15 protein-coding genes are annotated in these 16,543 nt (G+C 67.6%); 5 read left to right on the top strand and 10 right to left on the bottom strand.

What is annotated here, in order from left to right:
• Both NU688_RS23855 and NU688_RS23850 read right to left on the bottom strand, forming a co-directional pair.
• On the bottom strand, positions 1-707 hold a 707-nt coding region (locus NU688_RS23855), incomplete at its 3' end, for an ATP-binding cassette domain-containing protein (RefSeq protein ID WP_257863285.1).
• Between the two features lie 19 nt (positions 708-726).
• Entirely contained in the window at positions 727-1,782 is a 1,056-nt protein-coding gene (locus NU688_RS23850) for a BMP family ABC transporter substrate-binding protein (RefSeq protein WP_257863284.1), read from the bottom strand.
• 247 nt (positions 1,783-2,029) lie between these two features.
• Between NU688_RS23850 and NU688_RS23845 the strand changes: the two genes are divergently transcribed.
• On the top strand, positions 2,030-2,938 hold the full coding sequence (locus tag NU688_RS23845; protein ID WP_257863283.1) for a LysR family transcriptional regulator: 909 nt from the start codon (positions 2,030-2,032) through the stop codon (positions 2,936-2,938).
• 34 nt (positions 2,939-2,972) lie between these two features.
• Here NU688_RS23845 and NU688_RS23840 read toward each other — a convergent pair whose 3' ends face one another.
• The gene (locus NU688_RS23840; protein WP_257863282.1) at positions 2,973-6,017 is read right to left on the bottom strand and encodes an autotransporter outer membrane beta-barrel domain-containing protein; all 3,045 of its coding nucleotides are present in this window, start codon (positions 6,015-6,017) and stop codon (positions 2,973-2,975) included.
• 311 nt (positions 6,018-6,328) lie between these two features.
• Between NU688_RS23840 and NU688_RS23835 the strand changes: the two genes are divergently transcribed.
• Entirely contained in the window at positions 6,329-6,961 is a 633-nt protein-coding gene (locus tag NU688_RS23835; protein WP_257863281.1) for a LysE family translocator, read from the top strand.
• Between the two features lie 6 nt (positions 6,962-6,967).
• Here NU688_RS23835 and recG read toward each other — a convergent pair whose 3' ends face one another.
• Complete coding sequence (gene recG / locus NU688_RS23830) at positions 6,968-9,097, bottom strand: ATP-dependent DNA helicase RecG (RefSeq protein ID WP_257863280.1); 2,130 nt, start codon at positions 9,095-9,097, stop codon at positions 6,968-6,970.
• An 83-nt stretch (positions 9,098-9,180) separates the two neighbouring features.
• On the opposite strand from recG, the gene queA reads away from it, so the two are divergent.
• Positions 9,181-10,224, top strand: a complete 1,044-nt coding sequence (gene queA, locus NU688_RS23825; protein ID WP_257863279.1) for a tRNA preQ1(34) S-adenosylmethionine ribosyltransferase-isomerase QueA — start codon at positions 9,181-9,183, stop codon at positions 10,222-10,224.
• Between the two features lie 8 nt (positions 10,225-10,232).
• Positions 10,233-11,405: a tRNA guanosine(34) transglycosylase Tgt gene (gene tgt / locus NU688_RS23820; RefSeq protein WP_257863278.1), complete on the top strand. Its 1,173-nt coding sequence runs from the start codon at positions 10,233-10,235 to the stop codon at positions 11,403-11,405.
• On the opposite strand, the gene NU688_RS23815 is transcribed toward tgt, so the two are convergent.
• Both NU688_RS23815 and NU688_RS23810 read right to left on the bottom strand, forming a co-directional pair.
• Complete coding sequence (locus tag NU688_RS23815) at positions 11,402-11,983, bottom strand: carbonic anhydrase (RefSeq protein ID WP_257863277.1); 582 nt, start codon at positions 11,981-11,983, stop codon at positions 11,402-11,404. The genes tgt and NU688_RS23815 overlap by 4 nt on opposite strands.
• Before the next feature lie 129 nt (positions 11,984-12,112).
• The gene (locus NU688_RS23810) at positions 12,113-12,487 is read right to left on the bottom strand and encodes a hypothetical protein (protein ID WP_257863276.1); all 375 of its coding nucleotides are present in this window, start codon (positions 12,485-12,487) and stop codon (positions 12,113-12,115) included.
• Between the two features lie 137 nt (positions 12,488-12,624).
• On the opposite strand from NU688_RS23810, the gene NU688_RS23805 reads away from it, so the two are divergent.
• Positions 12,625-13,407 carry an SDR family NAD(P)-dependent oxidoreductase gene (locus tag NU688_RS23805; RefSeq protein WP_257863275.1) on the top strand — a complete coding sequence of 261 codons (783 nt, stop codon included), beginning with the start codon at positions 12,625-12,627 and terminating at the stop codon, positions 13,405-13,407.
• Positions 13,408-13,481: 74 nt separating this feature from the next.
• On the opposite strand, the gene NU688_RS23800 is transcribed toward NU688_RS23805, so the two are convergent.
• The 4 genes from NU688_RS23800 to NU688_RS23785 all read right to left on the bottom strand — a co-directional run bounded on the left by NU688_RS23800 (position 13,482) and on the right by NU688_RS23785 (position 16,540).
• Entirely contained in the window at positions 13,482-13,859 is a 378-nt protein-coding gene (locus NU688_RS23800) for a DUF3597 domain-containing protein (protein ID WP_257863274.1), read from the bottom strand.
• Positions 13,860-14,204: 345 nt separating this feature from the next.
• The gene (locus NU688_RS23795) at positions 14,205-15,269 is read right to left on the bottom strand and encodes a zinc ribbon domain-containing protein (RefSeq protein ID WP_257863273.1); all 1,065 of its coding nucleotides are present in this window, start codon (positions 15,267-15,269) and stop codon (positions 14,205-14,207) included.
• Positions 15,270-15,299: 30 nt separating this feature from the next.
• Positions 15,300-16,085, bottom strand: a complete 786-nt coding sequence (locus NU688_RS23790; protein ID WP_257863272.1) for a DUF2145 domain-containing protein — start codon at positions 16,083-16,085, stop codon at positions 15,300-15,302.
• Entirely contained in the window at positions 16,082-16,540 is a 459-nt protein-coding gene (locus tag NU688_RS23785; protein WP_257863271.1) for a hypothetical protein, read from the bottom strand. The genes NU688_RS23790 and NU688_RS23785 overlap by 4 nt, the downstream gene beginning before the upstream one ends.
• Between the last annotated feature and the right edge of the window lie 3 nt (positions 16,541-16,543).

The following is a 16,543-nucleotide window of genomic DNA, read 5'->3' as shown; positions in this document are numbered from 1 at the left end:
ACGAGTTCACTCACCGACGTGGCGCCGGGCTCCAGCGTCGCCACCGTGCGCCCGCCGCGCATCACCGTCACGCGGTCGGCGTAGGTCTTCACGTCGGCCATCTTGTGCGTGACCAGCACCACGGCGGAACCGCTGCGTGCAAGCCCCTGCACGGTCTTGAGCAGGCGCGCGGCCTCCTGGTCGGTCAGCACGGCCGTGGGCTCATCCAGGATCAGGATGCGCGCGCCCGCAAGCAGCACCTTGAGAATCTCGACGCGCTGCTGCTCCGCAATCGAGAGTGCATCAACACGCTTGGACGGATCGATCTCGAAGCCCAGCTCCGCGGCCTTGTTGCGGATGTCGCGTTCGATCTCGCGCAGCCGCTCGCCATGCCGCTGGAACTCGGCCGGCGGCGGCGCGGTAAGCAGGATGTTCTGCGCCACCGTGAACGGTCGCACCAGCTTGAAGTGCTGGTGGACCATGCCGATGCGGTGCTTCGCCGCATCACGCGGACCGGCGAAGCGAACGATGTTGTCGTCGACCAGCAGTTGCCCCGCCTCCGGCGCATACAGCCCGGCCGCAATGTTCATCAGCGAAGACTTGCCCGCGCCGTTCTCACCGAGCAGCGCATGCACCTCGCCCCAGCGTGCGGCGAAGTGGGCGTCGGTGAGGGCCGCGAAGCCGTCGAAGGTCTTGCGGATGCCGGTGAGTTCGAGCGCGTTGGGCATGGCTTCTTCGGGGCTCCGCTTACTTCTGCGTGACCACGCCCTTGACGAACCAGTCCATCTTCCAGAGGTCGGCATCCGACAACACCGCGCCCTTGGCCACGCGCTCCTTGCCGTCGCGATCAGCCAGCGGGCCGGCGTAGACCTGCTTGCCCTTGAGGATCGCCTCGCGCTCGGCCGTGATCAGCGCGGCCTTGTCCTTGGGCACCGCAGGGCCGAAGCCCGCGATGTCGGTGCCGCCGTCCTTCATGGCGATGAAGGCGCCGTATGGCGCGGGCTTCCAGCCGCCGGCCATCACCTTCTTGAGTTCAGGCACAAGGAACCGGTCCCACACCCACACCGACGAGCACAGCGTGGCCTTGGGCGCGAACTGGCGAAGGTCCCGGTGGTGGCCGGTGCCGTACACGCCGCGCTCCTGCGCCACGATCTGCGGCGTGGGGCTGTCGACGTGCTGGCCGATCACGTCGGCGCCCTGGTCGATCAGCGCGGCCGCGGCGGCGCGTTCCTTGATGGGGTCGTTCCACGCGCCGGTGTAGATCACGTTGACGGTGGCGTTGGGGTTCATCTTCTGCGCCCCGAGCGCAAACGCGTTGATGGTCCAGTTCACCACGCCGAACGGGTTGGCCGCGACGAAGCCGAGCTTGCCGGTCTTGGACGCCGCGCCCGCCGCCATGCCGCACAGGTACTGGCTCTCGTAGGTGCGGCCGTAGAACGATTCGAGGTTCGTGCCATTGGTGGTGCCCGAGCCGTTCAGGAAGGCCACGTCGGGGTACTTGGCAGCCAGGTCCTTGAAGCTGTCGGAGTAGCCGAAGGCGGTGCCGATCACGATGTTGGCGCCGCGCTGGATGAACTTCTCGGCCGCCGGCTTGATGGCCGAGGCGTCTTCGGGCACGTTCTCCACGAACAGTATCTTCTGGCCGAGCTCCTTCTCGATCTTGATGCGGGCTTCGTCGAAGGCCTGGGTCCAGCCGCCATCGTTCTTGGGGCCGAAGTAGAGCATCGCGATCTTGGGCTTGTCCTTGAGGGCGAAGCCATCGGCCGCCATGGCCGGTGTCGCACCGAAGCTGGCGGCAAGCATGCTCGCCGCTGCGATTGGAATCCATTGACTGCTGCTGCGCGACATCGCTGATCTTTCGTGGGGGTCCGGGAACTGCTGCGGATCTTCACAGCGCAAGAGGGCGCAGGGAAGAAACCAAAAGTCCACGGGGTGTTGCCGTTAAGGCGGCACTCCGCCCTCGCCTAGCCGCACACCACGAGGCCCCAGAATGCGTGCTCTGCGCATCGCGCCGCACGCTTCCCCAACCCATTTTCCCGACTGCTCCCGCATGCACTTTCACTGGAACGCGCTCGTCTACTTTCGTGAGTCCGCACAAAAGAAATCGATGCGCAAGGCCGCCGAATCCCTGGACATCACACCTTCGGCGGTGCATCGCCAGATTCTCAAACTCGAGGAGCAGATGAAATGCCAGCTGTTCGAGCGCAGCGCCGAAGGCGTGAGCCTCACCGCGGCCGGCGAAACCTTCTACCGGTACGTGCAGCAGACACATCACGGGCTCGAACGCATGCTCTCGGAAATCGAGGACCTGCGCGGCATCCGTCGCGGCCACATCAACATTGCCTGCGAGGAAGGCCTGGGCAAAGACTTCCTGCCGCGGATCGTTGCGCCTTTCAGCCAGCAGTACCCGGGCGTGAGCTTCAGCGTCAAGGTGACCGACATGCCGACCATCACCGAAGGCACGGCCAAGGGCGACTACGACATCGGCCTAGCCTTCGACCCGACGCCTCATCCGCAGGTCCAGCGGCGCAAGCAGGTGTCGGTGTCCGTGGGGGCGGTGATGTTGCCCACGCACCGGCTCGCGGGGAACAAGACGGTGCGGCTGGCGGACCTGGTGGGCGAGCCCCTGATCGTTCCCGACGCGGGCTACGCGATCCGCCAGATGCTGGACCGCAAGTTCGTCAACGAGTCGTCCAAGCACCTGACGATGCGTGTGGAGTCGAACTCCTTCGAGACCATCAACAGCCTGGTGAAGATGGGCATGGGAACGGCTCTTCGCACGCGCGTGGGCATCATGGACGAGATCGAACGCGGCGAACTGGTGTTCGTTCCCCTCACGGACCCAGGCATGCACACCGACAACGTCGCGATCTGCATCAAGCGCCGACGCCCGCTGCCGGTGGCGGCATCCATCCTGATCGAACGCCTGGTTTCCGGGCTGGCGGTGCTGGGCGACTGACTGACGGAGAGCAGGCCCGCGCGCCTGCCCCCGCTCACCACTTCACGCGCATCCCCACGCTGGCATTGATGCCGCTCTTCACGCGCGCGCTGCCGCCCGAGGCGAAGAGCTTGCCCGCTTCTGCGTACAGGCTGGTCCGCTCGCCGATGGCCAAGGTGGCGCCACCTGCGAGCTCGGTGCTGGTGCCGCCGGTGCGGGTGCCGATGTCGGTCCAGCCTGCAGGGCCGATGAAGCGCGCTACGTCGGTGCCGCTGGAGGTGCGGTAGACGTTCAGCCGCGCATACGGCTGCAGCACGCCGGCCCCGGTGGCGATCTGGCCCTTGACCCGCACGCCTGCGCGAACCGTCCAGCCGCTGTCGGTGTCCTGCGAGACGCGGGCACCGGAGAGCGTCACGTCGTCGAGGTTCAGGCGCTGGTGCACCAGTTGCAGCTGTGGCTCGATCTTCCAGTCGCTGTTGAGCGCAAAGCTCTGGCCCACTTCAAGCGACAGGAGCGTGCTCTTGCCTTTGCCCGAAGCCGAGGGCGAGCTGTCGAGCGGCCCTGCCGTGTAGCGGTGGCGGCCGCCCTGCAGCACCGCATCGGCGTAGAAACCGCCGTCGCTCATGAAGCTGCCGTACAGGCCGAGGTAGTCGCTACGCAGGTCGTTGCTGCCGACGGCGAGGTCGAACACGCCGCGTGCGAAGCCGCGGGTGCGGGCATCGCCTTCGAGCCGGCCGACGTAGACGCCGGCGCGCCAGTTGCGGTCGGCCCACAGGTCTGTGCCGGCCTGCAGCCCTGTGAGCTGCCCCTCGCTCCTCGGGCTCACCGTGCCCTGCTGGCTGATGTTGAGGTTGGTGGTGATGACGCGGCCCCAGGCGCTGCGCAGCGGCGCGCCGGCCTCGTCGCCCGCATCGTTGCGGCCGACCCGGGCGTCGTCGTCGCCCATGCGCACGCGCGAGTTGCCCAGCATGGCGAGGTTGCCCTGGCGCAGTTGCTCCGGCAATGCAGCGAGCATCGGGACCTCCGCGCGGTAGGTGGGAATTTGCGATCCCAGAGACGGCGCTGACGAACGCAGATACCAGTTTTCACCAGCGCCATTGACGTCGGCCGCATACAGCCGGTATTCGTAGGCGCCCGCATCCACATGGCCGCCCGCGACCGCAAAGGCGTCCCTGGTGGTTTGTGCCGTCGTCGTTGCGCCATTGATCGCGCTGATGAGTTCGACGCCGTTGCCGATGGTCATGGCGCCGAGGCTGCCGACGTTGGCGATCTGTACCGAGGTGCGGCCACTGGCGCTCGCACCCACACCGTCGAGGACGAGCCGGTCGCTCGCCGGGCTGCCGACTCCCGGGACGATGCCAAACCGCAGCGTGCCGTTGTTGCCCACATAGGCACCGGTGATGGTGAGCGCCGTTCCCGGCGCTGCCCCGACCAGCGAGACCACGCCGCTGTTCGCCAGCGAGGGCAGCTTCTGGCTGAAGCCCGCGAGGTCGAGCGTGCCGCCTGCGCCCACGCTGTGCGCCGATGCGCCGCTGAAGGCGTTGACTGCCCCCGCCTTGAGCGTGCCGCCGTTCACCGCGGTGCTGCCCGTGTAGCTGTTCTGGCCGCTCAGGGTCAGCGTGCCGGCACCGAGCTTCTCGAGGCTGCCTTGGTAGACGCGCGTGCTGCGCGCGGCTTCGCGGGCCACGCCGGTGGCGTACTCGCTGCGGTCCGCATCGCTCGCGCCGCCGGGCAGGCCCGCGGTCCAGCCGCGCGTCTGCTTGGTCGTTTGCCAAGCGGTGGCCTCGGCGGCGTCTTCCGCCCGGCGCGCCCGGATCGCGACATCGGAGATGTCGTTCGACCAGGTGTCGTTCTGGCCCTGCGTGTTGACCGCGAACGGCCCGATGAACTGCCCCGGTCCGTTCATCGCGCGCCGCAGGCTCGGCGTGCCCCAGCCGTTGACCACATCGGGCACCTTCACCTGCTGGCCCGCCTCGGGGTTGGCCATCGTGCCGGTGCCGGTCGCATCGACGATCGTCGCGTTCTGGGTTGCGGTCGTCTTCAGCACGGTGAGCACCTGCTCGTTGGTCATGTAGCTGAAGCGCTCCATGATCAGCGCGAGCGCGCCCGAGGCATGCGGCGCGGCCATCGACGTGCCCGACAACGATGCATAGCCGCCGGCCAGCACTGTGCCGTTGATCTGGAAGCCCGGCGCCGTGACGCAGGTCCACTTCGCCACGCCGCACTTGTTGTAGCGCTGCGTGCCCGGCACGTTGACGGAGCCGTCGGCATTGAAGGTCTGCCCGATGTTGCTGAGCGCGGAGACGGCGAGCCAGTTCTTTTCAAGCTCGGGATTGAAGTACGGCGCAGCCGCTCGCGGGCTGGGGTTGAGCCAGCCGCCGTTGCCCGCGCTGAAGACCATCAGCGTGCCGGTCTTCGCGGCATCGAACGCGCCCTGGATCCAGGTGTTGTTGGCCACGTAGTAGCCGTTGGCGGTGTGCAGTTGCGCGAGGGTGTTGTACTGCTCGCCGGCCGGCGGACTGCCCCAGCTCGTGCTGATGATGCGCACGCCCTGTGCGTTGGCGGCCCGGTAGGCATCGGCGATGTGCTGGTTGTCGACGGTGATGACCGCCGAATCGCCGGGCAGCGGCCGGCCGAAGTTGGCACCGTCGGTCTTGGCCGTGTTGGCGACGAAGAGGTCCGCGTTGAAGGCCACGCCGTGCATGTTCGCGGTGGCAGCACCACCGTCACGGCTGGCGGCGATGGTGCCGCCGACGTGCGTGCCGTGGCGGTCGTTGTAGGTGCCGTCGTAGGCGCCGGGAATCGCGCCCACCAGCACGCCGTGATAGCGCGAGACCGGGAACTCGGGGTGCGAAGCGTCGTAGCCCGAGTCGACTTCACCGATCTTGATGCCCGCGCCGCTCACGCCCGCCGCGTAGGCGTATTCGGTGCCCATCGCAATCAGGCCCCAGTCGCGCATGAATTCGGCCGTGCGCCAGCTGGCCGGCGCGCCGATCATCCCCGGGTCTCCCGCATAGGTCTGGATGGCCCATGCCTGGTGCGATGCGAGGCCGGCAACAGCCATGGCGAGCGCGAGTCTGTTCATCCTCTTCGAAGTCATTGCGACTTTCCTCCGTGCAGTGTGTTGTTGGAATATTCAGCGTGCGAACCGCTTCCGAAACGCGTGCAAGACGCGGACCAGTAGCGAAAAAGTCTGAAGAAAAATGCGGCATCGCACCGCCATCGAAGGCCGTGCGGAAAAAGCATCGCGGCGCAGTCTAGAAAACAAGTCGCGCGACAAGAACCCCGCGTAAACACCGTGGCGCTAATGCAGCTTTGTTGCATCTGCAGGCTTTCGTCGTACACATCCGCGGGGCTGCGGATAATGGCGAACCTTCGTCATCTCAGTTATCTGCGTAGCAGGATGCAACCATGAGCTTGTCCACCTACCTGTTGTTTCTTCCGGCCTGCTTTGCCATCAACATGGCCTTCGGCCCCAACAACCTGCTGTCGGTCACCAACGGTGCGCGGCACGGCGTGTCGCCCGCGGTGATCGCGGCGAGCGGTCGCCTCGTGGCCTTCGCGCTCATGATTGCCGTCGCGGGCCTGGGCATGGGCGCGGTGCTGGTGGCGTCGGAACTGGCCTTCGATGTCATCAAGTACATCGGCGCCGCATACCTCGTGTGGATCGGCATTCGCCTGTTGCGCGCACCGGCGCCCACGGCCGATGTGCAATCGCAGGGCACCGCCGCGCCGCCTTCGCTGCGCGCACTGGCGCGGCAGGAGTTCACCGTGGCGGCCGGCAACCCGAAGGCGATCCTGGTGTTCACCGCGTTCTTTCCGCAGTTCGTGGTGCCCGGCGCCTACGCCTCCAGCTATCTGCTGCTGGGCGCGACCTTCCTGGTGTTCGAGCTGGTCGCGATCGCGCTCTACGCGATGCTGGGTGCGCGCATGCGCCGGCTCGCGAACGGCAGCCGTGCGATGCGCTGGTTCAACAAGGTGAGCGGCAGCATGATGGTCGGCTTCGGGTTGATCCTCGCGCTCACACGCCGCCCCGCGGCATAGAGCCGTTCAGGCTTTCAGGTATTCGGCCTTGGTGCCGAGCCACCGGTCGATATGGCGCTGCGCCAGGTCGGCGTGCTTCTGCAGCATCACCGGCGCCAGCTCGCGCGCCCAGTCGAGCAGCAGCGTGTCGGTGGTGAGGTCGGCGAAGCGCAGCAGCGGCGCGCCCGACTGGCGAGCGCCCAGGAATTCGCCCGGACCGCGAATCTCCAGGTCGCGCCGCGCGATCTCGAAGCCGTCGCCCGTCTCGGCCATCGCCTTGAGCCGCGCGCGCGCCGCCTCGCCCACGCGCCCGCTGTCGCCCGGCGCGTAGAGCAGCACGCAGGCCGAGGCCGCGGCGCCGCGCCCCACGCGCCCGCGCAGCTGATGCAGTTGCGAGAGCCCGAAGCGCTCCGCATGCTCGATCACCATCAGCGAGGCGTTCGGCACATCGACGCCGACTTCGATCACTGTCGTGCTCACCAGCACCTGGATCTCGTTGGCGGTGAAGGCCGCCATCACGGCCTGCTTCTCGGCCGTCGGCATGCGCGAATGCAGCAGGCCCACGTGGATGGCCTCGCCGAGCGTGCCGGCCAGTTCGTCGCGCGTCTCGGTGGCGTTGCGCAGGTCGACCGCCTCGCTCTCCTCGATCAGCGGACACACCCAGTAGACCTGCCGACCCTGCGAAATCTGCGCCTGGATGCGTTCGATCACCTCGTCGCGCCGGTGGTCGGCCACCAGCTTGGTGACGATGGGCGTGCGGCCCGGCGGCAGCTCGTCGAGCGTGGAGACATCCAGGTCGGCGTAATAGCTCATCGCGAGCGTGCGCGGAATAGGGGTGGCACTCATCATCAGCAGGTGGGGTTCGAGATGGCCCACGGCCTTGCCACGCAATGCGAGGCGCTGCGCGACGCCAAAGCGGTGCTGCTCGTCGATGATCGCGAGCGCGAGGTTCTTGAAGCGCACCTTCTCCGAGATGACCGCGTGCGTGCCGATGACCAGCGCGGCCTCGCCGCTCTCGACCGCGGCCGACATCGCGTCGCGCTCTTTTTTCTTCTGGCTGCCGGTGAGCCAGGCCACGCGCAGGCCGCGCTCGGCCAGCAGTGGATCGAGCCAGCCGACCAGCTTGCCGAAATGCTGGGCCGCGAGGATTTCTGTCGGCGCCATCAGCGCGCACTGGAAGCCCGCATCGATGGCCCGCGCCGCCGCGAGCGCCGCCACCACGGTCTTGCCCGAGCCGACGTCGCCCTGCAGCAGCCGGTGCATCGGGATCTCGCGGCCGAGGTCGCGCGTGATCTCCTCGCCCACGCGCTGCTGCGCACCGGTCAGGCCGAAGGGCAGCACTGCGAGCAACTGCGCATGCAGCGAAGTCGCCACGGGTTCCGGCGCCGAAGGCAGCACCGGGGCGCGCTGGGCCGCGCGTTCCATGCGGGCCTGCAGCTGCGAGAGTTGCTGCGCGAGCAGTTCCTCGGCCTTGATGCGCTGCCAGGCCGGATGGCTGTGGTCTTCGAGCGTCGCCATCGCCACATCGGGCGTGGGGTAGTGCAGGAAGGTCAGCGAACTGCGCAGGTCCCACGCGCCGCGCAGGCCGATCTGCACGGGAATCGTCTCGTCGAGCACCGCGCGGGCAAGGCCCGAACGCACCTCGCGCCGCAGCACCGGCTGCGCAAGACCTGCCACGGTCGAATACACCGGCGTGAGCGCCTCCGGCAACGAGGTGCCCGCGGCCTTGACCGTGGGATGCATGATCTGCCGCCCCACGAAGCCGCCGCGCATCTCGCCCCGCACGCGCACCCGCGCGCCGACGGCAAGCTGCTTCTGCTGCGAGGGATAGAAGTTGAAAAAACGCAGCTGGCAGGTGTCGCTGCCATCGTCGATGGTGGCGATCAGCTGGCGGCGCGGGCGGTACACCACTTCGCATTCGGTGACCACGCCTTCGACCTGCGCCATGTCGCCGTCGCGCGTGTCGGCGAGCTTCACGATGCGGGTCTCGTCCTCGTAGCGCATCGGGAGGTAGAGCGCGAAGTCGATGTCGCGCACGAGGCCGAGCTTACGCAGGGCGCGCTGCACGAGGCTCAGGCCCGAACCCGGTGCGGCGGGCGTGGCAACGGGCGCCGCAACGGGCTTTTCGGGGGGCAGGGACTTCGCGGAAGCGGGCATGGGACAATTCTGCCCCGCTCCCGCCTCCTTTTCCTCCCTTTCCCATGCCTCCTTGGCACGGGCCCGTCCGGCCCTCAAGCACCATGCGCGCCTTCACGCTCTCCGATTTCGACTTCGACCTGCCACCCGAACTGGTGGCGCAACACCCGGCCTCCGAACGCACCTCCTCCCGCCTGCTCGACGGCACGGGGGACGCACCGGCCGACCGCATCTTCAAAGACCTGCCCTCGCTGCTGCGCGAAGGCGACCTGCTGGTTTTCAACGACACCCGCGTGGTCAAGGCGCGCCTCTTCGGCGAGAAGCCGACCGGCGGCAAGCTCGAGCTGCTGGTCGAGCGTGTGCTGCAGGGCCAGGAGGTGGTCGCGCACATGAAGGTCAGCAAGAAGCCGCCTGTGGGCACGACGCTGGAGATGGTCGGCGGCTTTCGCGCCACGCTGCTGGGCCGCTGGCCCGAGGAAGACGGCGCGCTGTTCCGCTTTGCCTTCGAGAGCGACACCGGCGAGAACCCCTACATGCTGATGGAGCGCTGCGGCCACGTGCCGCTGCCGCCCTACATCACGCACACCGATTCGGCCGACGACGAAAGCCGCTACCAGACCGTGTTCGCACGCGTGCCCGGTGCGGTAGCTGCGCCTACAGCTGCGCTGCACTTCGACGAAGGCCTGCTGGCCGAGCTCGAAGCGCGCGGCGTGCAGCGCGCCAGCGTCACGCTGCACGTGGGCGCCGGCACCTTCCAACCGGTGAAGACCGAGAACATCGCCGAGCACACGATGCATGCCGAGCGCTACGAGGTGCCCGAGACCACGCAGCGCGCTGTTGCCGAATGCAAGGCGCGCGGCGGCCGCGTCGTTGCCGTGGGCACGACCACCGTGCGCACGCTCGAATCGTGGGCCAAAAGTGGCGAGGCCACGGGCGACACGCGCATCTTCATCACGCCAGGCTTCGCGTTCGCGCACGTCGATGTGCTCGTCACCAACTTCCATTTGCCCAAGAGCACGCTGATGATGCTGGTCTCGGCCTTCGCGGGCTACGAGCGGGTGATGGCGCTGTACGCCCACGCCATCGCCAACCGCTACCGCTTCTTCAGCTATGGCGACGCCATGCTGCTGGCACGACAACAAGATTGAAGACGACCATGCTGAACTTCGAACTCCTCAAGACCGACCCCGACAGCCACGCGCGCCGCGCCACGCTCTCGCTCAACCACGGCAAGGTGCAGACACCGATCTTCATGCCCGTGGGCACCTACGGCACCGTCAAGGGCGTGATGCCGCGCAGCCTCGAAGAGATGGGCGCGCAGATCATCCTGGGCAACACCTTCCACCTGTGGATGCGCCCCGGCCTCGACGTGATGGCGAGCTTCGGCGGGCTGCACCAGTTCGAGAAGTGGAACAAGCCGATCCTCACCGACTCGGGCGGCTTCCAGGTGTGGTCGCTGGGCGCGATGCGCAAGATCAGCGAAGAGGGCGTGAAGTTCGCTTCGCCCGTCAACGGCGACAAGCTGTTCCTCACGCCCGAGGTCTCGATGCAGATCCAGACCACGCTCAACAGCGACATCGTGATGCAGTTCGACGAGTGCACGCCCTACGACACCAAGGGTCACATCACGACCGAGGCCGAGGCGCGCATCTCGATGGAGCTGAGCCTGCGCTGGGCCAAGCGCTGCCAGAGCGAATTCGCGCGGCTCGAGAACCCGAACGCGCTCTTCGGCATCGTGCAGGGCGGCATGTTCGAGAACCTGCGCGAGGAATCGCTCGCCGCGCTCGTGGACATGGACTTCCCTGGCTACGCCATCGGCGGCGTGAGCGTGGGCGAGCCCAAGGAAGAGATGCTGCACATCATGGGCCACACGCCGCACCGGCTGCCGGCGAACAAGCCGCGCTACCTGATGGGCGTGGGCACGCCCGAGGACCTGGTGCAGGGCGTGGCCGACGGCGTGGATATGTTCGACTGCGTGATGCCGACCCGCAATGCGCGCAACGGCACGATGTTCACCCGCTTCGGCGACCTGAAGATGCGCAACGCCCGCCACAAGAGCGACCCGCAGCCGGTGGACCCGAGCTGCACCTGCCATGCCTGCGCGGGCACGTCGGGCGTGTCGTGGAACGATGGCGGCCGCGAAGGCTTCAGCCGCGCCTACCTGCACCACCTGGACCGCTGCGGCGAAATGCTCGGGCCGATGCTGTGCACCATCCACAACCTGCACTACTACCTGAACCTGATGACCGAGATTCGTGCGGCGCTCGACGCGGGCACGTTCACGGAATTCCGCGCACGGTTCAAGTCCGAGCGCGCGCGCGGCGTTTAACTGGGGACCTTGCCCGCCGCGGTGGCTTCGGGCACTTCCACGAGGCGACCGCTGCGCACGTCGTAGATGTAGCCGTAGATCGGAATCGTCTTCGGCACCAGCGGATGGTTGCGGATGCGTTCGACGTCTTCGAGCACGCTGCGCGCGTTGTTGGTGAAGGTGTGCCATTTCAGGTAACGCCCTGCCGACGAGCCCGGCCCCTGGCCCACGTCGTGCCAGCCGGAGGCATCGACGGTGGCGGTCTCCAGGCTCTTCTCGAGCAGGCCCGAGATGATGTCGTCGGTGAAGAGCTCCATGCCGCAGTCGCTGTGGTGCACGACGAAGAACTCCTTGGTGCCCAGCAGCTTGTAGGAGATGACCAGCGAGCGGATCGCGTCGTCGCTGGCGCGGCCGCCGGCATTGCGGATCACATGCGCATCGCCTTCGGCGAGGCCGGCGTAGCGCGCCGGATCGAGGCGCGCATCCATGCAGGTGAGCACGGCGAAATGACGCGCGGGCGGCAACGCCAGCTTCGATTTCTCTCCAAACTCCGCGGCGTATTTCTGGTTGGCTTCGAGCACTTCGTCGAGGACGGACATCGGGCAACTCCGGGTCTGGCACGCGCGAATCGGCGTCGGGCGATTCTGGAGAGCGCCGGTGCGCGCACCAAGGACCGAGTTCGCATGTGCTTATCGCGAAATCGGCGTTGGGCGCGTGGCCCGGCCCGCCTACTTCGCGGCGCCCGGTGGCTTGATCGCGAGGGGCGTGGTGTACGGCTCGATGCGCAGCAGCTCGTTCTTGAACACCACGATCTGCCGCAGCGGTGCCTGCACCAGCGCGCCGCCCTCGCCGTGCTGCGAGGCGTACTGCCAGAGCGTGAGCTGCCCCTTCTCGACCAACATCGCGGCCAGGCGCTGCACGGGCGGTGTCGTGCCGGCGCCGAGCTGGGCCGACTCGATGCCGACGACGACGTCGTCGCGCGGCGAGACCACCTTGAACAGCAGCACCGGTGCCGTCGCCGCCTGGGCGCGCACCTGCCGCGCCACGATGAAGGCCGGCAGAAGCGCGAAGCTGACCAGAGCGCGACGATGGAAGGAGTTCATGGCGGCAAGCCTATCGACGCCAGGCCCGCCTGCCCCCATGCCGGAAGCCATACGTCAGGTGGAAGCCCGCGTTTCCCCTATGTCGGCGGCATCCGGTACGCTCGTGGCCTGTCGCCATTGCCGTCGTCCTCATTCCCATGACCACAGCCACTTCAACCTCCCCCTACACCGCTCGCTATCCGTCTCTTGCCGGGCGCACCGCCTTCATCTCGGGCGGTGCCAGCGGCATCGGCGAGGCGCTGGTGCGGGCCTTCCACGCACAGGGCGCGAAAGTCGGTTTCTGCGACCTCGACACTGCAGCCGGCACGGCGCTCGCCGCCGAGCTGCAGGGCGAGACGCCCGCGCTGTTCGCCGTCTGCGACGTGACCGACACGGCCGCGCTGGCCGCCACCGTCGCCAATGTGCGAGCGCGCTTCGGGCCCATCGGTGTGTTGCTGAACAACGCGGCCAACGACCGGCGCCACGAGATGGCCGATGTCACGAGCGAGGACTTCGACCGCCTCGTGGCCGTGAACATCAAGCACCAGTTCTTTGCCGCACAGGCCGTGGCCGACGACATGCGTGCGCTGGGCGGCGGCTCGATCATCAACTTCGGCTCGATCAGCTGGCTCATGAAGGGCCGCGGCTACCCGGTCTACCAAGCCTGCAAGGCGGGCGTGATCGGCCTCACGCGCTCGCTGGCGCGAGACCTGGGCAAGCAGAACATCCGGGTCAACACGATCATGCCGGGCTGGGTGATGACCGAGCGGCAGATCAAGCTGTGGGTGAAGCCCGAATCGGCGGCGGAAATCGATGCGGCCCAGTGCCTGCCGGGGCGCGTGATGGCCGAGGACATCGCGGCGATGGCGCTCTTCCTCGCGGCCGACGATTCGAGGATGTGCACCGCACAGGACTACGTGGTGGACGCCGGCTGGACCTGAAGCCTTTTGCCGTTCCCTTCAAGGCAAAAAGCCCGGCAGTGCCGGGCTTTTTTGTTGAGCGACCCGAAGGGCGATCAGTCGCGCAGTTCGGCTGGCAGCGTGCCGCCATTGGCTGCGATGCGGCTCATCACCTGCTTGTGCAGGCCGATGTTCCATTCGGCCGAACCCGGCTCGCCATCGCTGTAGAGAATTTCGCTGGCCAGTTCCTTGCGCGCGGCGAGGCTGCTGTCCAGGCCCAGCAACTTGAGCAGGTCGACGATGGAGGTGCGCCAGTTCAGGGCGGCGGCACCAGGCATCGCGTCCAGGATGGCGGGCACGTCGCCCAGCGGGATCGAGGGCGGTGGTGCCGCAACGGCCGGTGCGCCCGGGGCAGCCGCCGCCGGTGCGGCGACGACTTCAGCGGCGTTGGCCGACGGAAAAATCTTGGAAAAAATCTTGCCGAAAAAGCTCATGGTAGGAGGTCCTCGTCGTGCGTGGTAGAGGCCGGGCGACGCATGAAAGTGAACGCCGGCTGCGTGCGAAATGCAGCGCAGGCCAAGGTTCTAACACTTTGCGGCGACAGCTTCGCCAAAGTTGGCCACGCAGCGTGTGGAATACCCGCTCGCGGTGGAAAGATGCAGTGCCTCCGCGCGCCCTCAGAAGGTGCGAATGAATTCGGCGTGCCCGAGCAGCCCGCCCAGGCGCGCCCGATCAAGGCGCAAAGCGCAGCCATAGCTCAGGCTATGGCGAGCATTTGCAACGCCGAGCGGGCGTGTCTGGGTGGGATGAGCGGGCATGGCGGATTCATTCACACCTTCTCAGGCCGGCGCCGTGCCGCCACCGGCCCCCGCATGCGCCGAGGAGCCGCAGGCGTGGCAGAACTTCGAGAACGCGCTCTTGCGCGCCTCGCACTGGCCGCAGTGGTCGAACAGGCCGATGCCGCAGTGCGGGCAGAAGTCGATCTCGTCGTTCTTCAGGTCGACCGGCCGCTCGCAGCCGGGGCACACGCCCTTGCCGAGCCGCGCGAGCGCAACGTCGTAGCTCAGCTCCTCGCGGCGCACCTGGTCGGGCTGCTGCTCGGCGAGCTTCTGGCGCGCAAGGTAGGCGTTGAGCGCGACGATCGCGTAGCGCCCCACGAGCACCGTGAGCACGATGCCCACCACGTAGCGCACATAGCCGCCGTAGCTCGGCAGGTACGGCACCAGCTCCACGAAGAACGCGAACAGCGCGAAGAAGATGAAGCCCCAGACGAAGGGCCAGTAGGTGCTCTTGCGCTTCTTCGCGAAGAGCCAGCCGGCCACCAACAGGAGCGGCAGCGTGAGCGCGAGGCGGTAGGCGAACACGCGCAGCTCGATGCGCCGGTACTCGGCATCGAGCTTCACCTGCGCGGCGCGCTCCAGTTCCGCGAGCGTAATGCGGGCGCGCTGCTCGGCCTGGCGCGCGTCGAGCATGATCTTCTGCTGCGCGTTGACCTGGCGCTGCACGGCGTCCTCCTTCTGCTTGAACGCATCGAGCGCCTTGGTGCGCGCGATGAGTTCGGTGTCCTGGTCGGGCTGCGCGGTGGCGCGGCGGGTGGCGATCCAGTTGCCGAAGGTCTCGCGCGCATTGGCGCTGGCTTGTTGCGCGGCGTTGAGCTGCAGGCGGATCTGGTCGAGGTCGCGCGCGGCCTGCAGCTCGGTGGCTTCGGAAGCCTTGATGGTGTCGCGCAGCGGCTCGGCCGCGCGCAGGTCGATGAAGTCGTCGATGCCGCGCACGCGCTCGACCTGCGGCAGGTCGCCGACGACCGTGCTGCCCAGGCCGATCAGGAAGCTCGCGAACACCAGCGCCACGAGCCACAGGCCGCGGCGGAACCATTTTTCGGACAGGCGCAATGACTTGCTCATTTCGTTTCCTCTTTCAGGAGTTTTCTTTTCTTATTGCAGCTTGAATTGCACCGGCGCCCCACCCAGCCCCGCGCGCGGCATCCACGCGAAGACCGAGTCGACCGTCACCGTCTCGATGCGGTCCGAAAACCGCTTCTCATTCGGGTGGTCGTCGAAGGCGATATTGGCCGAGCCCACACGGCCGCCCAGGCGGGTCAGCGGACCGAGCTTCAGCGTGGTCGGCTCGTAGCCCTTGAACTGCATCCACGCCTGCGCCTGCGCGCGGTTGTTGATGGTGGCGGGCTCCATGGCCGCGGCCAGCGTCTCGACAGCCCACTGGTTCGACTGCTGGTACTTCTGCCCCCATGCGTAGCTCACGATGCTGTAGGGCGCCACGTTGAGCCGCACGATGCGCGAAGGCGACTCGTTGAGCGCGGCCAGCAACTGCGTCTGCACCTGCGGCGTGGGCACGACCCAGGCGGCCTCGTAGCGCCACAGGTCATCGAGGAAGAATTCGCCGAGCCCCTGGCGGTAGACCGCCGCCACCGCGGTGCCGCACTGGTTGAGCTTGTGCACCACGCGCCACGAGCCTTCTTCGGTCTTGTAGGCGATGCCCAGGTGCGAGTAGCGCAGGCCGTATTTGCTCAGGTCCTGCCCCGCACGCGCCAGCAGCACGACACGGGCGCCGCTCGCGTCGAGTTGCTGCGAGGTGCGCTCGGCCAGTTGCATGCCCTTGACGATGAGCTCCGGGCTCGGTCGGACCTGCTCGCAAGAGCGGCCGGCCTGCGCCTGCAGCGCCGCGAACGCGAGCAGGCATACCGCAAGCGCGCGCTTCATGACAACCTCTCGTTGTGCAAGAGCGCGCGGCCGATGGCGTTCGGCACGAAAGCCAGCACCTCGCCCGCAGCCGAGAGCACGACACCGCTGCCGATCACGCTGACCACGACGGCCGTGCCGACCGACGTGGCCGCGCCATTGGCGGCGCGCCCCATCACCTTGACGCTGGCGCGTGCGCCGTCCGACGCGCGCTCCAGCACGTAGACGGTGCCGTCGGCCGACGCTTCGACGGCGACCACGGCGAGCGTCGAGCCACCCACCGACAGCGCCGCGGGCACCGCGACCACCGCCGTGGCGGAAGCACCGACGACGGACGCCGCGCCGATCACCGAGGCGACGGGCAGCAGCGAGAGCGCGACCGAAGCATCGCTCTGGGCCTGTGCGTGGAGAGGAACCGCGACACCGGCGAACGCGGTGCAGACGGCGAGGGCAAGCGTGGCAATCGACTTTTTCATGAT

The sequence above is a fragment of the Variovorax sp. ZS18.2.2 genome, from assembly GCF_024701975.1.
Taxonomy (GTDB): domain Bacteria; phylum Pseudomonadota; class Gammaproteobacteria; order Burkholderiales; family Burkholderiaceae_C; genus Variovorax.
Note: the sequence above shows the minus strand (reverse complement) of the source record. Positions and strands in the feature narration are given on the sequence as shown.

What these genes read in the sequence shown, in the direction of transcription:
- NU688_RS23850 (WP_257863284.1), bottom strand. Translation starts at nt 1,782, where the DNA reads ATGCTTGCCGCCAGCTTCGGTGCGACACCGGCCATGGCGGCCGATGGC.
- NU688_RS23845 (WP_257863283.1), top strand. Translation starts at nt 2,030, where the DNA reads ATGCACTTTCACTGGAACGCGCTCGTCTACTTTCGTGAGTCCGCACAA.
- NU688_RS23840 (WP_257863282.1), bottom strand. Translation starts at nt 6,017, where the DNA reads ATGACTTCGAAGAGGATGAACAGACTCGCGCTCGCCATGGCTGTTGCC.
- NU688_RS23835 (WP_257863281.1), top strand. Translation starts at nt 6,329, where the DNA reads ATGAGCTTGTCCACCTACCTGTTGTTTCTTCCGGCCTGCTTTGCCATC.
- recG (WP_257863280.1), bottom strand. Translation starts at nt 9,097, where the DNA reads ATGCCCGCTTCCGCGAAGTCCCTGCCCCCCGAAAAGCCCGTTGCGGCG.
- queA (WP_257863279.1), top strand. Translation starts at nt 9,181, where the DNA reads ATGCGCGCCTTCACGCTCTCCGATTTCGACTTCGACCTGCCACCCGAA.
- tgt (WP_257863278.1), top strand. Translation starts at nt 10,233, where the DNA reads ATGCTGAACTTCGAACTCCTCAAGACCGACCCCGACAGCCACGCGCGC.
- NU688_RS23815 (WP_257863277.1), bottom strand. Translation starts at nt 11,983, where the DNA reads ATGTCCGTCCTCGACGAAGTGCTCGAAGCCAACCAGAAATACGCCGCG.
- NU688_RS23810 (WP_257863276.1), bottom strand. Translation starts at nt 12,487, where the DNA reads ATGAACTCCTTCCATCGTCGCGCTCTGGTCAGCTTCGCGCTTCTGCCG.
- NU688_RS23805 (WP_257863275.1), top strand. Translation starts at nt 12,625, where the DNA reads ATGACCACAGCCACTTCAACCTCCCCCTACACCGCTCGCTATCCGTCT.
- NU688_RS23800 (WP_257863274.1), bottom strand. Translation starts at nt 13,859, where the DNA reads ATGAGCTTTTTCGGCAAGATTTTTTCCAAGATTTTTCCGTCGGCCAAC.
- NU688_RS23795 (WP_257863273.1), bottom strand. Translation starts at nt 15,269, where the DNA reads ATGAGCAAGTCATTGCGCCTGTCCGAAAAATGGTTCCGCCGCGGCCTG.
- NU688_RS23790 (WP_257863272.1), bottom strand. Translation starts at nt 16,085, where the DNA reads ATGAAGCGCGCGCTTGCGGTATGCCTGCTCGCGTTCGCGGCGCTGCAG.
- NU688_RS23785 (WP_257863271.1), bottom strand. Translation starts at nt 16,540, where the DNA reads ATGAAAAAGTCGATTGCCACGCTTGCCCTCGCCGTCTGCACCGCGTTC.